This window comes from Kutzneria kofuensis (assembly GCF_014203355.1).
GTDB classification, from domain to species: domain Bacteria; phylum Actinomycetota; class Actinomycetes; order Mycobacteriales; family Pseudonocardiaceae; genus Kutzneria; species Kutzneria kofuensis.
The window spans coordinates 8609502-8626943 of the sequence record NZ_JACHIR010000001.1 but is presented as its reverse complement, the minus strand read 5'-3'; the positions used below and the strand labels follow the sequence as shown (position 1 = coordinate 8626943).

The following is a 17442-nucleotide window of genomic DNA, read 5'->3' as shown; positions in this document are numbered from 1 at the left end:
TGCCGCCGGTCGGAACATGACGGGTTGGCCGGCGCGTCCCGGGGTAGCCTCATGGTGAGAGTTCGCCACGATCGCCCCGGACCCGGCGGCCGTAACAGCGTCAGGCCCTGGAGGTTTGTTCGTGACCGCTTCTGTTCGTGCACCTCGCGTCGCCGAGCCGGAACCGATGTTGGCCGGCGAACAGTCCGCCGCCAGGATCGCACTGGTGGTCGTGTTCACGGCCGGGCCGATGCTGGCCCTGGCCGCCGCCGTTCCCGCCGCGTGGGGCTGGGGCCTGAGCTGGCTCGACATCGGGCTCGCCGTGTTCTTCTACTGCCTGACCTGTCTGGGTGTGACCATCGGGTTCCACCGCTACCTGACCCATGGCGCGTTCCGGGCCAACCGCGCGCTGCGAATCGCGCTGGCCACGGCCGGGAGTGCGGCCATGCAGGGCCCCGTCGTCACGTGGGTCGCCGATCACCGTCGCCATCACGCCTTCGCCGACCGGGAAGGTGATCCGCATTCGCCATGGCGTTACGGCACTTCCGCCACCGCGCTGGTGCGCGGCTTCTGGCACGCGCACATGGGCTGGCTGTTCGAGCGGGACCTGACCAACGCCGCCCGCTTCGCGCCGGACCTGTTGGCGGACAAGGACATTCGGCGCGTCGATCGCCTGTTCCCGGCGCTGACCGCTGGCACCCTGCTGGCCCCCGCCCTTGTCGGCGGTCTGGCCACCATGACCTGGTGGGGCGCGCTGACCGCGTTCTTCTGGGCCGGTCTGGTGCGGGTAGCGGTGCTGCACCATGTCACGTGGTCGGTGAACTCGATCTGCCACCTGATCGGCGACCGGCCGTTCACCGCGCGCGACCGGTCGGCGAACTTCTGGCCGCTGGCCATCGCCTCCATGGGCGAGTCATGGCACAACTCCCACCACGCGGACCCGACCTGCGCGCGTCACGGCGTGCGCCGCGGGCAGATCGACATCTCCGCCCGCGTCATCTGGATCTTCGAGAAGTTCGGCTGGGCGACCAAGGTCCGCTGGCCGGCGCCGCAGCGGGTCGCCCGCAACCTGTCCCGCACCCGATGAGCGGCCGGGCGACCGCGGAGGCCTCGTGAACACCGAACGGCCGCGGTCCCCGCTCGCCGAACTGTCCGCGGCCGGCGTCTCGGTGTGGCTCGACGACCTGTCCCGCGAGTTGCTCGCGGGCGGTGGACTGGCGACGCTTGTCGCCGACCGGCACGTCGTGGGCGTCACCACGAACCCCACCATCTTCGCGTCCGCGCTGTCCACAGGAGACAGATACGACGAGCAGCTGCACGCACTCGCCGGCTCCGACCTCGACGACGCCGTTTTCGCCATCACCAGAACGGAAGTCCGTGCGGGATGCGACGTGCTGCGGCCGGTGAACGACCGCACCGACGGCGTCGACGGCAAGGTGTCGATCGAGGTCGACCCGCGGCTGGCCGGGGACACAGACGCCACCGTCCACCAGACGCACGCGCTGTGGGACGAGGTCGGCCGGCCGAACCTGATGGTGAGGATTCCCGCCACCACGGCGGGATTGCCGGCCATCACGGCGGCGATCGCCGGGGGCATCAGCGTCAACGTCACGCTGATCTTCTCACTGGACCGTTACCGCCAGGTGGTCGACGCCTTCGCCCTCGGCCTCGAGCAGGCGTGGCGCACCGGCCGCGACCTGTCGAGCATGCCCGCCTGGCGCACCAGATCCACGAAGGATCCCTCGCGACCTCACGCTGGCAACGCCTCGCCGCCGACGGCGCGCATCCGCAACGACCGCTGTGGGCTTCCACCGCAGTGAAGGACCCGTCCTGTCCGGACACCGTGTACGTCAGCGAACTCGTCGTGTCCGGAACCGTGAACACCATGCCCGGCAACACACTGGCCGCCTTCGCCGACCACGGTGTCGTCGCCGGGGACACCGTGCACGCCCGCTACGAGGCAGCCAGGGAGCACCTCGACTCGTTGCGGCACGTCGGTGTCGACTACGCGGACGTCACCGAAACCCTGGAACGCGAGGGCATGGCCGCGTTCGAGGCGAGCTGGGACGAACTCGGCCGCGCGGTGGCCCGCAAGCTGGACTACACCGTGCGTCGGCCTCGGGTGCGTGCCGCCGACTCAGCGCCGACACGGCGGAACGACTGCCGCGGTGACGGTCCCGTGTAGACCGTCCGTTCGACATGGTCCTCCGTCGACTGGTCACCGCCGGCGGGCGCGATGAATCGCACCGGCGCGCAGCGCGGCGCGCGGCCGGATCCGGGTGTTCCGTCCGCCCAGCGGCGCATGGGCGCGTCCAGGACGGGATGGCTGAACCGGACTTCGTCGACGTGCGAGCCGGCATTGCGAGGCGGCACAGCCGTGATGGTCTGAGTGATGATCATTGTCCTTTCGTTCGGCGCAGTGGCGCGCCGACGGCGTGCAGGTGACGGAGCACCTGTCGGTAGGAGTCCAGGGCGCCGGTCTCGTGGTAGGCGATCCCGTTGTCCGCACAGAACCGCTGCACCAGTGGCTGGGCGTGGCGCAGGTTCGCCCTCGGCATGCTGGGAAACAGGTGGTGCTCGATCTGGTAGTTCAGTCCGCCCAGCAGGAAGTCGACAACCCGGCCACCGCGAACGTTGCGGGAGGTCAGCACCTGCTTGCGCAGGAAGTCCAACCGCTGCCCGGCCGACACGGTGGGCATGCCCTTGTGGTTGGGGGCGAAGGAGCATCCCATGTAGACGCCCCACAGCCCCTGGTGCACCGCGATGAACACCAGCGCGTGCACCGGCGACAGCACCAAGAACACTGCCGCGAGGTAACCGACGGCATGTGCCGCGAGCAGCGCCGCCTCCAGCGGCACCGCCTTGACCTCACGCCGCCAGACCGCCTTGACGCCCGACACGTGCAGGCCCAGTCCCTCCAACGTCAACAGCGGGAAGAACAGCACGGCCTGGTTCCTGGCCAGCCAGCGGGCCACACCGCGCTTGGCGGTGGCCTGCTCGCCGGTGAAGGCCAGCACGGAAATCCGGATGTCCGGGTCCTCGTCCTCGTGGTTGGGATTGGCGTGGTGGCGGTTGTGCTTGCCCAGCCACCAGCCATAGCTCATGCCGACCAGACCGGCGTGCAGGTAGCCGACGACGTCGTTGCCCCGTTTTCCGGTGAAGATCTGCTTGTGACCGGCATCATGGCCGATGAACGCGAGCTGAGTGTGCGCCAGAGCCAGAAGAACCGCCGTGGCGACTTGCCACCAGGACGATCCTAGCACGGCGAACGCCGTCCAGCCCGCGGCCAGCAGCGCCGCGTTGACCGAGAACTTCACCAGATACCTGCGTGGCCGGCGGTCGAGCAGGCCCTGCCGCCTGATCACGCGCGACAGCGCCGCGAAGTCGGTGCCACGTCGCGCGGCCGGCGGTCCTGCCTCGACTGACGTCATGTGTTTCCCATGTTCGAACGGGGACGGCCGATTTCGGCCGCATGCCGTCAACACCACAACGCCTGGCGATCCCGGAAAGTTCCGTGCTGGCGGCGGTGCGTCGCCGGCACGGCGGTCACGGACTTCCCGTGCTACGTTGACCACGAGTGTCTTCGCTCGCCATCACATCGCCGCGGATTCCCGCCGGCATCTGGTTCTGAGCGTCTCTTCAGCGGATTGGGCCGCCACGCGCTCGTTCGTCCATTGTGGATTGTTTCGGCCGCGCCGCGGCTCGCCCAGTCGATCTGTGACGCCCAACGACGAAAGACGGTGTGGCACCTTGATTTCCTTTGTCTGGTCACCGGGAAACCCGTTGCCCGCCGGCACCGGCGGCTCGGAGAACTACACCGTCGGACAGGTCCGGGAACTCACCAGGCGCGGCATCCCGGCGCAGGTGGTCACGGTCGGCCTCGGCGCCCGCGACGGCCGGGACGGCTTCGCCGGCGTCCCGTTCCGGTCGCTGTCACGGCTGGCCGATGTCGGCGATCTGGACGGCACGGTCGTGTTCGTCAACGAACCGCACACGGTGCCCACGAGACGTCCGGCGTTCCTGATCCTGCACAATCCGCCGCCCATTCGCGACCACCACCGGGCATTCGCCGTCGAGGGAACCAGAACGCGCGCGCTCATCGCCACCAGCCGCTACGCCGCCACACTGTGGTCGCGGTACCTGGACGTGGACGTCGCGACGATCAACGTGGTGCATCCGTTCGCCGAACCCTGTTTCGCCGCCCAGTCCCGGCCGGCCACCCGGACCGACACGACCCGCGTGCTGTTCGCCGGCCGGCTGAGCCCGGAGAAGGGCGTCTACACCCTGCTGGAGACGCTGCACATCGACATCATCGAGCAGGACTCGCGTATCGCGTTCACCGCGACGACCGCGGGCGCGGACAAGCCGCAGGGGAAGATCATCGAACGGCTGCTCCGCGGCCATCCCGGCATCACCGTGGTGCCCACCCGCACCACACCGGCGGCGATGGCGGCCTTGATGGCCGAGCACGACGTCGTGGTGATGCCGTCGAACAGCCAGTACTGGCACGAGACCTTCGGCATCGTCTCGATCGAGGCCCAGCACTCGGGCTGCCGGGTGATCGCGTCACGTGACGGTGGCCTGCCCGAGACCGACTGCGGCGGCCTGGTGCTCGTCGCGCCGGACGATGCCGAGGCACTGGCGTGGGGCATCCGCAAGGCGGTCGACCTCGGGCCGCTCTCGCTGCCGGCCCGACAGCGGGCGGCCACGAGATTCACCGTCGCACAGTCGGTGGACGCGCTGCTGACCGTGTTCGCCACGCCCCAGCCCATGCCGCCCGCTGTGGTCGTCCGCCAGCTCGAAGAGCTGATCGCGGCGCCGTCGACGGCTGCCGTGCGCCCCGTTCGGATGCCCGGCAGGACCACGGCGTAGGCCACCGGGCTGCGCCGCGCCCGCGACGGGCGGCACAGCCCGGCATCACCGGTCGTTGCCGTCGACCGTGAGCTCCGGCGCCCGGCTCGCCGCGGTCGCGGCGGCGAGCGCCATGACGAACTCCCCCGTCGTCGCCGAAGCGGCGCGCATCTCCCGCTGCCGGTCCGCCCCGCTGCCGCCGAGCACGACCCCGCCGGCCAGCCGCTCGACTTCGTCCGCGTCACCGGTGACCTCCAGACCGGGCCGGAGGTGGTCGAGCAGATCCTGGAACAACTGCCGCTGCGCCGTGACATCGCCGGAGAAGACGTCGATGCCGGGGCCACCGAGGCCGTGTCGGGCGGCGGCGGACAACGCGGCCGCGATCCTCGCCGTGGGCACGGCCGGCGCCGGCCTGCCCGCACGGAGCTCCTCGACCGCGGTCGCCACCAACGCCCGGACCAGTCCGGCGAGCAGCACCGCATCGTCCACCGACAGTCCGACGTCCGCGATCCGCACCTCCACCGTCGGGTACCGCGGCGACAGTCGCGCATGCCAGTAGACGCCGCGTGGGTCCACCGCGGCGCCGCTGTCCACGAGGTGGCGCACCGCCGCGTCGTAGTGGCCGGCGTCAGCCCAGATCTCCGGCGGCCGCGCGGTAGGCCACCGCGACCACATCGGGTGGCGCCAACTGTCCCAGCCGGTGTCCCGTCCCATCGCGAACGGCGAGTTGGCGCCGACCGCGAGCAGTTGCGGCAGCCACGATCGGATCCGCGACAGCACCTGGACACCGACTTCCCGTGACGGGACACCGACGTGCACATGGCACCCACACGTACTGGCCGACGACAGCAGACCAGGGAACCGGTCGACGAGATCCCGGTAGCGCGGCAGATCGGTGACCGCGGAGAGCGTTGGCGGGGTGTCGAACGGCAGCACGCCGGTGGCCACCAGCAGGCAACCGACACGGTCGGCCGCGCCCACGAGCAGGCGGCGGAGCCGATCCAACTCCGCGCGGACCTGGCCGAGCCCGGCACAGACCGGGGTGGCCGTCTCGATCTGGTACCGCATGAACTCGGGGGTGACGGCCGGCTCGTCCGCGAGCAGCCGAGCCATCTCCGGCGCGCCGGCCACGGCGTTTCCGGTCTCGGCGTCCACCAGGAAGAACTCCTCCTCGACGCCGAGGGTGCGCCACGGGTCGACCGGCCTTGGCGCCACGGCCGCCCTATCGGGCGGGTTCGCCTGTGACACAGACACATCCGCGTTCGAACTTCCCGGCCACGGTCGCGGCGCAGTACCTCGCACCGATCTGGTCATGCGCGTCCGATGGATGCGGACACACCGGGCAGTCGGCCGAAAGGGCGGCCTTGTCGGAGGATGCGCGCACGGGCTCCATCACGGCCTGCCTCCACGTGCCGCCGGCCGTCCGCGTCAACAGTCTGAAGTGGACAGTGCCCGTCGCCATGACGTCCGGGACGCTCACCGCGAACGCGGCCGGGTGGCTCGGATCCAGTTCGACCGGACGCCCAGGGGTGTTGGCGACGGCGGCGGTTCCGCCGCCAGCTCGCGCGGCCTCGGCCACCAGCCGCCGTCGACCGAATCGGACTTCGTCGGTCCGACGGTGAGCCGGTGCTGGATCTTGCGGACGATCGGACCCGACCTCATGTCGGTCTCCCTGTCCCCGGCCGCGGCACGACCGACATGGACGTTCACCGGGGACGGCGTCGGCCTGAACGCCGACACGCGAGATGCTCCCGGTTCCGCCGACAGTACACCGTCACGCGTGAAGTCGCCCGGTTCCTGGTCACGCGCGGTCCAGGCGTGGATAAAGAACCTCGTTGGCCAGCAGCAAGGCCGCTGCGGCGATGGGGATCGCGACCAGGGCGCCGACCACGCCGAGCAGTGCCCCGCCCAGCAGCACCGCCACCACGGTGACCAACGCGGGCACCTTCACCGCGCCGCCGATTATCTTCGGGACCAGCAGGTAGTCCTCGGCGAACCGGTAGACCAGCACGAAGCCGATCGTGGCCAGGCACACCGGCACGGACACGGTCAGCGCGACCAGGCTGACCAGGACCCCGCCGATGACCGATCCGACCACGGGGATCAGGTCCAGCACGGCGACGGCGATCGCGAGCAGCACCGCGTACGGCACGCCGAAGGCCAGCGACCAGGCCAGGGTGAGCACCCCGGCGATGACCGAGATCAGCAGGTTCCCCAATACGTAGCCGCCGACCTTCACACAGATCTCGTCCCCGATCAGGATCGCCCGCGGCCGTCGCGAGTTGGGCACCAACCGGTAGAGCGCGGTCCGGATCCGGGGCAGGTCGGCGACGAAGTAGACGGTCAGCACCACCAGGATGCCGAGATCGGCCAGCGCCCCGAACACCACGGCGCCCGCGTTGAGCAGGCTGGCGCCGCCGCTGAGCGAGTTCTCGACCGCCTGCTGGAGGTGCAGCCGGTCGTTGAGCTGGCCGAGCCAGGAATTGTGGTCCTGGGCCTGGCGTAGGTAGTCGGGGACCTTCGCCACCACCTGGGTCGCCTGCGCGACGACCACCGGGATCGCCGCGGTGAGGAAGCCGCCGACCGCGCCGACCGCCGCCACGAACACGGCGGCGACCGCCAGCCAGCGGGGCAGCCGGCGGGCCACCAGCCAGGACACGAGCGGCTCGAGTCCGATCGCGATGAACAGCGCCAGCCCGACGAGGATCAACACCTCCCGCAGGCCCGCCACCACCAGGACGAGACCGTAGGTGACGGCGACACCAGCCGCGGCGGCCATCCCGACCAGGAACGGCGACCTGCGGTCGAATCGCGCACCGATCGTGCCCAGCGGCTGGTCGGACTCGCTGATCTGGGCCGCCTCGGCTTCGGCGTCGGCCACCGGACCCTCGCGCTCGTCGTCATGCGGCTGGCCGACGAGTTCGTGATGGCCGGCGGCGGAATCCGGGGATGATGCGGGCATCGCGTGGTCTCGGTTCTCTGCACGCGGCGCAGTCGAGCGCCGCTCCCGGCTACCGGGTTGCTCAGCGACGGCTGTCCCAAACCTCGACGTCCGCGCCGGCGGTCGAGGATCCGGCGGCGATGCCCGCGCCGCCGTGCGCTAGCGCACGTCCTCCTTGATGTGGTCGAGCGCGTCAAGGACCTTGGCGGCCAGGTCGGCGAGCGTCTTTCCCTTGCCCGCATGGATCTTCTCTGTTTCCAGGACGTGTTGCACGGTGCTTCGCCGCTGGTCGTACGTCTGACTCATGAGACTTCCTCTGGACTGCGCTCACGCCTTCGGATCCGGGCCTCGGTCACGTGCCGGCCGGACTGTTCGATGTCGAGACGGCGTCAGTGGTGACGATACGCCTGCCGACGCCCGGTCGAGGACACTCCTGGGGTGGACAGGCGGCGTAGCATGGAGGGTGCTGAGAGCACATCGCGCGCCGGCAGTCACGTCGGCGCCGTCCTCGGCGGATCACAGAACGGTCGCAACGCGATCGGGTTGAGGAGCACCGGCATGACGTCGGGCCCACATGTTCACGCCGGTCCCGCCTCGGTGGGGCAGCGACAGCTCAGGTTGAGACTCAAGCCGCAGGGGCCGACGACCGGATACGTCGACGGCGGCTGGTGGCCGCGGTCCCGGGACCTGGCCGCGGAACTGCCCGCACTGGCCGGGGTGCTGGCCGTCCGGCTGGGAGTGGTGCATCGGGTGGTGTTCGCGATGGCCGCCTGGGGCACGACTCCGCGTCGGGTCGAGATCGACGGCTGGCGCGTCCGGTTGGAGGGATTCCGCTTCCAGGACAAGGACATCGTGCACGTCATCGGGCTGGACGGGCGGCGTGTCACCCTACTCGTGGTCCCTCCGGAGGCCGCGGACGCGACCGGGCACGACGCGATGATGGCCGCCGGGTTGCGGGACAACGCCGACAGCCCGGCGACGATCCTGGCCATGGCCGGCGTCTCGTCCGGCGAACCGATACCACGCCCTCGTGTGGCGTCCGACGGAGCCGAGGACCGCTGGGAGGGCGACGGCGGTCGAGTACCCGGACTCGACTGACCTGCCGCACCGGACGCCGATCTGGCCAGATCCGCCGCCGGATCGAACGAACACCCTTTCGCGGCCGGGTCTGGCGCCTGACCTGCCCGCGTCGCCCGCCGTGACCCTGCCCCACTGAGCCCGGCCCGCCGTGTCATCCGACCACCCCAGACCACTGGTGGCTCACATCAGAGCGACCAGGAGGTACGAGATGAATCTGACGGCGCTGCTCTCGTCGCGGCCGGTCATCGCTTCCCAGCCGTGAACGGGACCGTGAGCAGTCGGACCCGCGCGCCACTCGGCTGGACCGTCCACAGTGACCGGAACCTGGTCCGGATCAGGCTGGAGGGCGAGTTGGACATGGCCACCGCGCCCGGGCTCGACTCGGACGTGCGACCGCTGGCCGAGGCCGGCCGCGATCTGGTCGTCGACCTTGCCGAGCTCCGGTTCTGCGGCTGCGCCGGGCTGACACTGTTCGTGCGCTGGCGCTCCCGGGCGGCCGCCGCGGGTGGCTCGCTGTGCCTGGTGGCGCCGGCCCGGATCGTGCGCCGGCTGCTCACCGTGACCGGAACACACGACCTTCTCCTCGCACCGACCACGACCTCCGACTGCCCGCACTCGTTGTCACCTGCGCCAGCGAAGTGACCATGACCTGCGACGGTGGTCCGTCTCCGGCACGGTGAAGGTGGTCACGGATCGGTCGCGGGACCGGTCTCGTCGGTGGGATCGGGGGTGAAGCGCAGCCTGCCCTCGATCACGTCGTCCGCGACCGTCGACAGTGGACGATCCGTGCTGAACGCATGCGCGCGCAGCCGCAGGAACGCCGTGACGAGGTCGCTGTGCAGTTGCACCGAAACCATGCCGGTGGCGCGGTGGATTCCGCCCCACGGCACCGCGAACTCGCTGGCGAACAGTTCGTGCTCCCCGACGGTGGGGATGTCCTGCACCCGGTCGAGTATCAGGCGCATCGCCACGTCGGCGAACAACAGCGCGTCGACGCGCTCGGCGGCCGACAATCCGCCCGCGACGGCCCGGTGGATCTCCAGGGCGCCCACCGTGATCGCTCCCATTGCCAGCGGATACGCGAACACTGCCCGAACGCCAAGGGCCCACGCCTGTGCCGCGAACACCGGCCAGTCGGTCTGCGCCTGGCTGCTGGACAGATCAGGCGCCGCGACCGGATAGGGGTCGGCCAGCGCCTGCATGGCGGGTCCGTCGCCGAGGGTGACCTGCAACTCGGCGACCTGGCCCCCGACCGGGTGGATGGCGTGGACCGGTTCGCCCAGTCCGAGGTCACCGATCACGTACAGCGCGACTCCGCTGGCGTGCAGCGCATTGGCACAGGCCAGGCACACGTGCCGGATCGCGACCGGCGCTCCCTCGGCACGGGCGAGATCGTTGATCGCCGCTATTACCCTGTCGGCCCGGTCGCTGCTCACATCCGCCGCCCCACAGCGCGCTGTCGACGGTACTGCTGATCACATCCCACGTTAGCCGGTGTCGTGCGGAATCGCTTGTGCCCCATTGGCTCCAGGACCGTCGCACCGAGGACACCGTCCAGTTCGCCCGTCGGTGATGACTCCGTGCCTGGATGGCGGTAGGTCAGGGTCCGGCTTCGCCCTACTCTGCGTGATGCACGCCGCTTCCAGCGTACTTCGTCCCCGCGCCAGGACCCTGCGCGATCCCGGAGGCGTCCCCGATCACGAGCACAAGGCTGATCGAATGCCTCCCCGCGGCACGGCTGCGAGAGCCCGTCTTGCGATCGTGCCTGAGCGAAGGGGAACCAGGGTGGGCACTGTCCCCGTGGTCTCAGGACTCACTCCGCACGCGCCTTGGGCGGTCCTGGCCCGGGCGTGCGCGCAGGTCGGCTTGGACCCCGCCGGCGCCGCACTGGTCCGCCTGGTCAACAACGCGGTGTTCCGGCTGGTGCGGCATCGGGTGGTGGTCCGAGTCACCCTCACCGAGGGGCTGGCGCATCGGGCCCACTCGGCCGTGGCCGCCGGGCGGATGCTGGCCGCCAACGGAATTCCGGCGGTGAGACCGTTGCTCGGCATACCGAATCCGGTGGAGGTCGACACACACGCGGTGAGTTTCTGGAAGGAGGTCACCGACACCGGCTCGACGCCGACCGCCGTTCAGCTCAGTGACGTGCTCACCCGCCCGCACCGGCTGCCGATCCCCGATGTCCGCCTCCCGCGCTGGAACCCGATCGCCGATCTGCGCAGCAGGATCACCGGCATGCGCGGGTGGGACCGAGGTGACGTCGAGTTCCTGTCGCGGCGCTGCCGCGTGGTCGAGTCCGCGCTGGCCGCGTTGGACTATCCGCTGCCGGCCAGCGTGATCCACGGTGACGCGCACCTGGGCAACCTGATCACGACACCGGCCGGGCCGGTGCTGTGCGACCTGGACACCGTCTGCGTCGGCCCCCGGGAATGGGACCTGGTCCCGCTCGCGGTCGGCCAGCTGCGCTTCGCCCGTACGGCGGACGGCCACCGCCAGCTCGCCGACGCCTACGGGATCGACATCACCGCGTGGCCCGGGTTCTCGGTACTGCGTGAGCTTCGGGAACTCAAGCTCGTCGCGGTCGGGCTGCCCAACGCCCACCTGACTCCCTCGGTCGGCATCGAGCTACGGCGGCGCCTGCACTCTCTGCGGGCCGCCCGCACCACCGCCCAGTGGACCCCCTATCGGTGACAGGCCTCCAGCACCAGACCGGACGACCGTCGGGTCGATGTCGTGCCCGGTCACTGTCTCGTGCGCCGGACGGGTGGCCTGCTGCCGACCATGATCGCCCGGAGGTCGGCGGCGCCGTTGGCCACGGTGAAGGCGAGTTCGGACAGCCGCAGGTTGTGGGAGCGGGCGTAGCCGCGCAGCGCCGCGAAGGCGTGGTCCATGTCCACACCGGAGTGGGCGGACAGCACGCCCTTGGCCTGTTCGATGACCACGCGGGAGTTGAGCGCGGTCTGGAGTTGCTCGACCAGCACCGTGTTGTCGTCGATGGCGCGCTGTTGCAGCATGCCGATGGTGGCCACGTCGGCGAGGGCCTGGCCCAGCTGCACGCTGAGCTGGTCGACGCCGTTCGGCTCGGCCTTGAACAGGTTCAACGCCCCGATCACGGTGCCGCGCAGCCGCATCGGCACGGCGTGGGTGGCGACGAAGCCGGCGGCGCGGGCGGCGGGGGCGAACCGGGGCCAACGCCGTGCGTCGGTGACCAGGTCGGTGCTGTAGACCGGCTGGCCGGTCCGCACGCAGTCCAGGCACGGTCCGTCGTCGGTCTGCACCGCGAACAGCTCGACCAGCCGGGCCTGTTCCGAGGAGGCCGCGGCCATTCGCAGGCCGCCCTTTTGGTCGGACAGCACGACGCCGGCCGCCGCGACGTCCAACAGCTCCACACACCGCTCGACGAGCATGCTCAGGAATTCCAGCATGTCGAAGTCATCGACCAGGGTGTCCGCCAGTTCGACGAACACCCGTGCCAGCCGCTGTTCGTGGTGGTCGTTCACCCGTGCTCCCTTCCCGTCATGGTGTCGTTCCGTTTCCGTCGTCCAGCAGCAGGCTGCGGTCGACGATCCGCCTGGCCACCGTCGCGACGGCCAGACCGTGAGCGAAGGCGTAGGCGCGGATCCGCAGCAGTGCCGCCTGCACGCCGACACCCAGTTGGTAGCTGACCATGCCGGTGGCCTGATGGACCTCGGCATGGATGTCGGAGAGCCAGCCGACGTCGTCCGGAGCGTGTCCCGCGACCTCGGTCAGCAGCGCCTCGAACGCCATCTCGGCCAGCAGCAGCCCGCAGGCGACGTGGTCGCGGCTCAGCGGGCCGGTCGTGGCGCGATAGCAGTCCAGCGAACCGAGGGCGATCGCTCCCAGGGTCAGTGGGAACGCAAACGCCGCGGCAACGCCGATGCGCTGGGCGTCGGGGCAGAAGGCCGGCCAGCGGGAGCGGGCCGCGCCCAGGTCGGGTGCCAGCACCGGGGCCCCGGAGGTGATCGCGGTCAGCCCCGGGCCCTCGCCGACGGTGAGCTGGAGGTCCTCCAACCGGGCGGCCACGGCGTCGCTGGCGTGCACCAGGCGCTGTTGCGCGTCGACGCTGCCGGCGCGGCTGACCAGAGTCACGCCGACGCCGGTGACCTGGAGTTCCACCACCGCCAACGCGCAGATTCGAGTCAGCGGGCCGACGCCGTGATCGTCGTCGGCCGCGAGCAGTGCACGCAGCCGCAGCCGGTGGTTCTCGGTCACGACACCGTCCGTCCCGTCGCGGTGACGAGTTGTCGGCGCTCACCGGGTCCCCGTGACCTTGTCGTCACCGGCCGCAAAGGGTGCACGTCGGAAGGTCGAGCATCCCGAGCCAGCTCGAAGTGCCCAGATCTCCGCAGGTGGAGGCCCCATCCGTGACCGGTGATCGCCGGGCGGCCGTCGGCGACAGCAACGCCGTCGCGTTCATCGCGCACCTCCTGATCGCACTGATGTGGGCCACCAGTGGTCTGGGGTGGTCTGATGCCTCATCACACTCCCACAGTGGCGGCTGGGTGGGAACGAGCCGGGCCGAACGCCACTCAATCGTCATCGCCGTGACCCAGCTGGGGAACGGTGACGGCACCAGGTGGCCGGCCCCAGCCGCCCTGGACCGCAGCCGCCGCCACGGCTGAAACGCCGTAGCACGCGGCGCAGAGGATCTCACCGCTCGCGGTGTGGGTCGCGACCAGCACGCTGAGGCTCGATTGGTCGCATGTCGCGCACCGGACGGCTGCCGGGGACAGCAGGCTGTGCAGCGTCCATCCGTGCAGCGGCGGGTAGGAGAACAGCACCGGCAGGTCGTCGATTCCGACGACCTCGGGTTCAGGGATGGGAGACCGCTGCGACGGCAGTTGACTGATGACCATGACCGCTCCTCGGACGTACGCCGGCGCCGCCAAGGGCTGGAGCAGCATCAAACCAACGTGCTCAACACTAGGGCATCTCGGGCCGACCGGCGACGCGTGTTCGCTGTGTGGCCGGCGCACGGGGATGCACCACGAGGACCGGGCACGGCGCGTGGTGCAGCGCCGACTTCGTGACGACGCCCGGGTTCGACGGCCGTCCGGCGGATCGGCCCCGGCCGAGCACGATCAGGTCGGCGCCGTCACTGTTGGCGATCACGTCATGGGGCAGCGTCCGCACCATGGTCACCGTGATCCGCCGCCGCAGGGCCTCAATTCGCAGCTTCTCGGCGAAGACGCCGTCGTCCATGACGGTAGGCGGCTCGGCGTGCAGGACTTCCATCCGTGCGTGGTGGGAGTTCGCCATGGCGGCCGCGTGTTCCACAACGGTGACGTCGTTCTGGCCGCCGCTGACCATGGCGATGACGCGCTTGTTCTCGCCGCGTTGGGCCGCGGCTGTGCCACGGACGACCAGCACGTCGCAGTGCGCCGCCGCCACCGTGGGCAGCACTGCCTCGCCGAGGCCCAGTAGCCGGTGCCGGCGCCCCCGGCAGCCCAGCACCACCAGGTCGCTGGTCGCACTCGCGTCGGCCAGCGTCGACACCGGGTCCTCGGTCGCCGAGTGCAGCACCCGCAACTGGGCGCCGCGCAGCCGAGCGTGCTCCGCTCCCCAGGACAACGCGCGGTCACCCCAGTACGAGCCGTCGGTACCGACGGTGATGCGTTCCGGCGCCGTGTCGGCGGGAACCTGACTGGTCAGCGACGGTCGCCGCCGGGCGGACCCGTTCACGCGTCGGCGGCCCACGCGGCGTCCAGTTCCACCACGACGTGGTTCACCGAGCCGGCCCGGCTGACGGTGCTGGGCAGGCCGCAGTCGCGCAGCACCCGCAGCATCGCGGTGTTCTCGAGGAGCACCTCGGCCGTGAACCGCCGCAGGCCCGCCGATTGCGCCAAGGACACCAGGTTCCGCAACAGAGTCGTGCCGATGCCGTGCGTCTGCATGTGGTGCGCCACGACCACGGCGATGTCCGCCGTGACCGCGTCCGCGGCCACCTCGTAGCTGGCCACGCCGACGAGACCGCCGTCGACGAACGCGCCGATGGCCGCCCGGCGCGCGACGTCACTGACCAGTCTGTCGACGAACTGCGGCAGCCGTGCGGGCCGAAGGGTGAAGAACCGCAGATAGGTGTCGCGTTCGGACAGACCGTCGTGCAGTTCGCGCACAGCCGGCCCGTCCGCCGTGCGCAGTTGGCGAATCACCGGGACGGGGCTCATCGGGTGGGCTCGGGCCGGACGCTGACCTCGACCGAGCTGACGCCGGTGACCGCCTCGGCGATGACCCTGGCGACGTGGCGGTCGGTCGCGTTGTCCAGGTCGTCGACGATGGCGACGGCACCGTCGTGCACCGACACGGTCCAGTGGTCGCGGCCACGATAGGCGGCGAGATGGGACCGCACGGCCGCCGCGATCGACATGTCGTCCCTGGCGACCGGTTTCAGCAGGTCGCGCCGGGTGAGCACGCCGATGACACCCATGGCGTCCACGACCGGGATGCTGTGGACGTGCTCGGCGAGCATCATCCGGGCGACGTCGCGGACGTCGGTGTCCGGCGTGACGCCGGTGTCGGGCCTGGTCATCGCCTGGCCGACGGTGGCGGCGGGCGTGCTCGCCGGGAGGTCGGCCGAGGGCTGCGACCCCCGCCGGGCGCGGTCGCCCAGCAGATCGGCCGCCGTGACCATGCCGAGCAGCCGTCCGTTGCCGTCGACCACGGGAGCGGCGGTGAACCCGTTGGCCGACAGCACTTTCGCCGCGTCCCACACCGACCGATCCGGGTGCAGCGTCACCGCGGGGCTGCTCATCACGTCCTGTGCTCTCATGCTCTTTCCCTCACAGCCCCGCCGTCGCGGGCGTCGTCCTGGTTCCCGGGTCGAGTGACCGTCTGGTACGGGGACGACCCCGTCGCGGCCATGCCGGCGTTCGCTCGTCCCGTTCGCCGGCAGCTGTTCCATCGGGGCTCCGGACGCCCATGTCACGAGTCACGCACATCCCACACCTCCTGATCACACCGGAAAACGGGCCATCAGGGTCTTGGATGGTCGGACACCTCACCGTCGCACAGTTCAGGGGGGTGCGACAGTGCCGGACGCCCCGGACAATCGGGTGGCCGGCGCGGCCCGGTCCCGGCCGGCCGGGCGAATCCCCTTCGTCGACAGCGGCTATTGGACCGAGCCCGGGGTTGGCACCGACCGGTCGTACTCCCCGGCGTTGGCGACGATCCGCGGCGCGGGAACCGGCGGCGACCCCATCCGGCTCGCGGCCGCGGTCTCGCCGGCGAGGAACGAGCCGAGCTCGCCGATCATGCTCATCAGCGGGGCCGGGAACACGACGGTGGTGTTCTTGTCCACGCCGATCTCGACCAGGCTCTGCAGGTTGCGCAGCTGCAGCGCCAGCGGGTGGGCGACCATGACGTCGCTGGCCTCGCCGAGCGCCGCGGCGGCGAGCAGCTCGCCCTCGGCGTTGATGATCTTGGCGCGCTTCTCCCGCTCGGCCTCCGCCTGGCGGGCCATCGCGCGCTTCATGGTGTCGGGCAGCTGGATGTCCTTGAGCTCCACCAACGTCACCTCGACCCCCCAGTCCAGCGTGACGGCGTCGAGGATCGTGCGGATATCCAGGTTGATCTTGTCGGTCTCCGACAGCGTCTGGTCGAGGGTGTGCTGGCCGACGACCTTGCGCAGGGTGGTCTGCGCGATCTGGTCGATCGCGGCGTAGACGTCCTCGATCGCCACGACCGACTTCACCGCGTCGACGACGCGGAAGTAGGCGACCGCCGAGACGTCGACGCTGACGTTGTCGCGGGTGATGATGCCCTGGGACTGGATCGGCATCGTGACGATCCGCAGGGTCACCCGGCGCAGCACGTCGACGAACGGGATGATGGCCCGCAGGCCGGGCTCGCGGGTGCCGCGCACCCGGCCGAACCGGAACAGCACGCCCCGCTCGTACTGTTTGATGATCTTCAGCGCGGTCGCCAGCAGGATCAGGGCGACGATGACGACGATGACGACGATGGCGATGTTCATGGCGCACCTCGTGGTGGCATAGGAAGAAATCGGGGCGTTCGGCGGTGCGGGTGGTGCGGGCGGCGGTCTCGGCGCGATGGGCGAAGACCGGCTCCCGGCTGCCGGGCCCTCGGTGACCGGCGCCTGGAGGCGGCACCCGGCGAGACTCGAGTCCTGCGCGCCGACCGCACGCGATGGCATGCCGAACCCGGATGGCCGTCGGCCGACCTCCGTTCGGCCGCGGCCGACGCGGTGCCGTCGAGTACGACTGTACGCCCGCGGCGTCGGCGGTGCGCGGTTCCACTTTTGTCTTTCCGGCAAGATGTTCGGAGCGGTAATCCGAGCAAAGCTCCTGTGCGTCGAACACCCCCGCGACCTCCGGGACCGACCGAGTCGGCCTGGTTTGACGGCATACGGCCGGGGTAGCCCGGCATAGCGATCGCCCCGGACCCGGCGGCCCTGTCACCACTCGGCGTCGGATGTCGGCTTCGCGCACCGCTCGTTCGGCCGCCTTCGCGGCGAGCTGGGACGCGTCCGGCCCTCGGTCGCAGGCGCACTCGACACAGTCACGACACGACCACCGACACGTCTGGAGCCACCATGCCGTCGTCCGCGAAAC

General features: G+C 70.6%; 19 protein-coding genes and 1 pseudogene. 6 read left to right on the top strand and 14 right to left on the bottom strand.

What is annotated here, in order from left to right; all coding sequences use genetic code 11:
• The first annotated feature begins 166 nt into the window (after window positions 1-166).
• A complete protein-coding gene (locus tag BJ998_RS38875; RefSeq protein WP_184869213.1) occupies window positions 167-1066 on the top strand; it encodes an acyl-CoA desaturase in 900 nt (299 codons plus the stop codon).
• A gap of 25 nt (window positions 1067-1091) precedes the next feature.
• A pseudogene (locus tag BJ998_RS38870) lies at window positions 1092-2032 on the top strand (transaldolase family protein); the annotation flags it as partial.
• A 343-nt stretch (window positions 2033-2375) separates the two neighbouring features.
• Here the strand turns inward: BJ998_RS38870 and BJ998_RS38865 are convergent.
• Window positions 2376-3410, bottom strand: coding sequence for a fatty acid desaturase family protein (locus BJ998_RS38865; RefSeq protein ID WP_184868240.1), 1035 nt, complete (start codon window positions 3408-3410; stop codon window positions 2376-2378).
• Window positions 3411-3762: 352 nt separating this feature from the next.
• Between BJ998_RS38865 and BJ998_RS38860 the strand changes: the two genes are divergently transcribed.
• Window positions 3763-4851 carry a glycosyltransferase family 4 protein gene (locus tag BJ998_RS38860; protein WP_184868239.1) on the top strand — a complete coding sequence of 363 codons (1089 nt, stop codon included), beginning with the start codon at window positions 3763-3765 and terminating at the stop codon, window positions 4849-4851.
• Between the two features lie 45 nt (window positions 4852-4896).
• Here BJ998_RS38860 and BJ998_RS38855 read toward each other — a convergent pair whose 3' ends face one another.
• The 5 genes from BJ998_RS38855 to BJ998_RS38840 all read right to left on the bottom strand — a co-directional run bounded on the left by BJ998_RS38855 (window position 4897) and on the right by BJ998_RS38840 (window position 8077).
• A complete protein-coding gene (locus tag BJ998_RS38855) occupies window positions 4897-6045 on the bottom strand; it encodes a carboxylate-amine ligase (RefSeq protein ID WP_221339538.1) in 1149 nt (382 codons plus the stop codon).
• Between the two features lie 7 nt (window positions 6046-6052).
• The gene (locus BJ998_RS46810) at window positions 6053-6223 is read right to left on the bottom strand and encodes an RGCVC family protein (protein WP_221339528.1); all 171 of its coding nucleotides are present in this window, start codon (window positions 6221-6223) and stop codon (window positions 6053-6055) included.
• 83 nt (window positions 6224-6306) lie between these two features.
• Complete coding sequence (locus BJ998_RS38850) at window positions 6307-6492, bottom strand: hypothetical protein (protein WP_184868237.1); 186 nt, start codon at window positions 6490-6492, stop codon at window positions 6307-6309.
• Between the two features lie 139 nt (window positions 6493-6631).
• Window positions 6632-7792: an AI-2E family transporter gene (locus BJ998_RS38845; protein ID WP_184868236.1), complete on the bottom strand. Its 1161-nt coding sequence runs from the start codon at window positions 7790-7792 to the stop codon at window positions 6632-6634.
• A gap of 138 nt (window positions 7793-7930) precedes the next feature.
• Window positions 7931-8077: a DUF6307 family protein gene (locus BJ998_RS38840; protein WP_184868235.1), complete on the bottom strand. Its 147-nt coding sequence runs from the start codon at window positions 8075-8077 to the stop codon at window positions 7931-7933.
• Between the two features lie 252 nt (window positions 8078-8329).
• On the opposite strand from BJ998_RS38840, the gene BJ998_RS38835 reads away from it, so the two are divergent.
• Window positions 8330-8869, top strand: a complete 540-nt coding sequence (locus tag BJ998_RS38835) for a DUF5994 family protein (RefSeq protein WP_184868234.1) — start codon at window positions 8330-8332, stop codon at window positions 8867-8869.
• A gap of 252 nt (window positions 8870-9121) precedes the next feature.
• Window positions 9122-9493, top strand: a complete 372-nt coding sequence (locus BJ998_RS48845) for an STAS domain-containing protein (protein WP_184868233.1) — start codon at window positions 9122-9124, stop codon at window positions 9491-9493.
• Between the two features lie 44 nt (window positions 9494-9537).
• Here the strand turns inward: BJ998_RS48845 and BJ998_RS38825 are convergent, their stop codons facing one another.
• The gene (locus tag BJ998_RS38825; protein WP_184868232.1) at window positions 9538-10287 is read right to left on the bottom strand and encodes an ANTAR domain-containing protein; all 750 of its coding nucleotides are present in this window, start codon (window positions 10285-10287) and stop codon (window positions 9538-9540) included.
• Window positions 10288-10636: 349 nt separating this feature from the next.
• Here BJ998_RS38825 and BJ998_RS38820 point away from each other — a divergent pair, with 349 nt between their 5' ends.
• The gene (locus BJ998_RS38820; protein ID WP_312890524.1) at window positions 10637-11542 is read left to right on the top strand and encodes a phosphotransferase family protein; all 906 of its coding nucleotides are present in this window, start codon (window positions 10637-10639) and stop codon (window positions 11540-11542) included.
• Window positions 11543-11592: 50 nt separating this feature from the next.
• Here BJ998_RS38820 and BJ998_RS38815 read toward each other — a convergent pair whose 3' ends face one another.
• The 7 genes from BJ998_RS38815 to BJ998_RS38785 form a co-directional block, all read right to left on the bottom strand.
• Entirely contained in the window at window positions 11593-12351 is a 759-nt protein-coding gene (locus tag BJ998_RS38815; RefSeq protein WP_312890523.1) for a GAF and ANTAR domain-containing protein, read from the bottom strand.
• 16 nt (window positions 12352-12367) lie between these two features.
• Window positions 12368-13084, bottom strand: a complete 717-nt coding sequence (locus BJ998_RS38810; protein WP_184868230.1) for a GAF and ANTAR domain-containing protein — start codon at window positions 13082-13084, stop codon at window positions 12368-12370.
• A gap of 317 nt (window positions 13085-13401) precedes the next feature.
• A complete protein-coding gene (locus tag BJ998_RS38805) occupies window positions 13402-13728 on the bottom strand; it encodes a hypothetical protein (protein WP_184868229.1) in 327 nt (108 codons plus the stop codon).
• 67 nt (window positions 13729-13795) lie between these two features.
• Window positions 13796-14569 carry a universal stress protein gene (locus BJ998_RS38800; RefSeq protein WP_184868228.1) on the bottom strand — a complete coding sequence of 258 codons (774 nt, stop codon included), beginning with the start codon at window positions 14567-14569 and terminating at the stop codon, window positions 13796-13798.
• Window positions 14551-15024: a GNAT family N-acetyltransferase gene (locus BJ998_RS38795; RefSeq protein WP_184868227.1), complete on the bottom strand. Its 474-nt coding sequence runs from the start codon at window positions 15022-15024 to the stop codon at window positions 14551-14553. The genes BJ998_RS38800 and BJ998_RS38795 overlap by 19 nt, the downstream gene beginning before the upstream one ends.
• A gap of 11 nt (window positions 15025-15035) precedes the next feature.
• Window positions 15036-15641 (bottom strand): CBS domain-containing protein, encoded by a 606-nt coding sequence (locus tag BJ998_RS38790; RefSeq protein WP_184868226.1) that lies wholly within the window; start codon window positions 15639-15641, stop codon window positions 15036-15038.
• A 339-nt stretch (window positions 15642-15980) separates the two neighbouring features.
• Window positions 15981-16844, bottom strand: a complete 864-nt coding sequence (locus BJ998_RS38785; protein WP_184868225.1) for a slipin family protein — start codon at window positions 16842-16844, stop codon at window positions 15981-15983.
• Window positions 16845-17442 lie beyond the last annotated feature (598 nt).

Bases quoted from the DNA above. Each gene is read 5' to 3' on its own strand.
- BJ998_RS38865 (WP_184868240.1), bottom strand. From the start codon at position 3,410: ATGACGTCAGTCGAGGCAGGACCGCCGGCCGCGCGACGTGGCACCGAC.
- BJ998_RS38840 (WP_184868235.1), bottom strand. From the start codon at position 8,077: ATGAGTCAGACGTACGACCAGCGGCGAAGCACCGTGCAACACGTCCTG.
- BJ998_RS38875 (WP_184869213.1), top strand. From the start codon at position 167: ATGTTGGCCGGCGAACAGTCCGCCGCCAGGATCGCACTGGTGGTCGTG.
- BJ998_RS38805 (WP_184868229.1), bottom strand. From the start codon at position 13,728: ATGGTCATCAGTCAACTGCCGTCGCAGCGGTCTCCCATCCCTGAACCC.
- BJ998_RS38835 (WP_184868234.1), top strand. From the start codon at position 8,330: ATGACGTCGGGCCCACATGTTCACGCCGGTCCCGCCTCGGTGGGGCAG.
- BJ998_RS38785 (WP_184868225.1), bottom strand. From the start codon at position 16,844: ATGAACATCGCCATCGTCGTCATCGTCGTCATCGTCGCCCTGATCCTG.
- BJ998_RS38845 (WP_184868236.1), bottom strand. From the start codon at position 7,792: ATGCCCGCATCATCCCCGGATTCCGCCGCCGGCCATCACGAACTCGTC.
- BJ998_RS38850 (WP_184868237.1), bottom strand. From the start codon at position 6,492: ATGAGGTCGGGTCCGATCGTCCGCAAGATCCAGCACCGGCTCACCGTC.
- BJ998_RS46810 (WP_221339528.1), bottom strand. From the start codon at position 6,223: ATGGAGCCCGTGCGCGCATCCTCCGACAAGGCCGCCCTTTCGGCCGAC.
- BJ998_RS38790 (WP_184868226.1), bottom strand. From the start codon at position 15,641: ATGAGAGCACAGGACGTGATGAGCAGCCCCGCGGTGACGCTGCACCCG.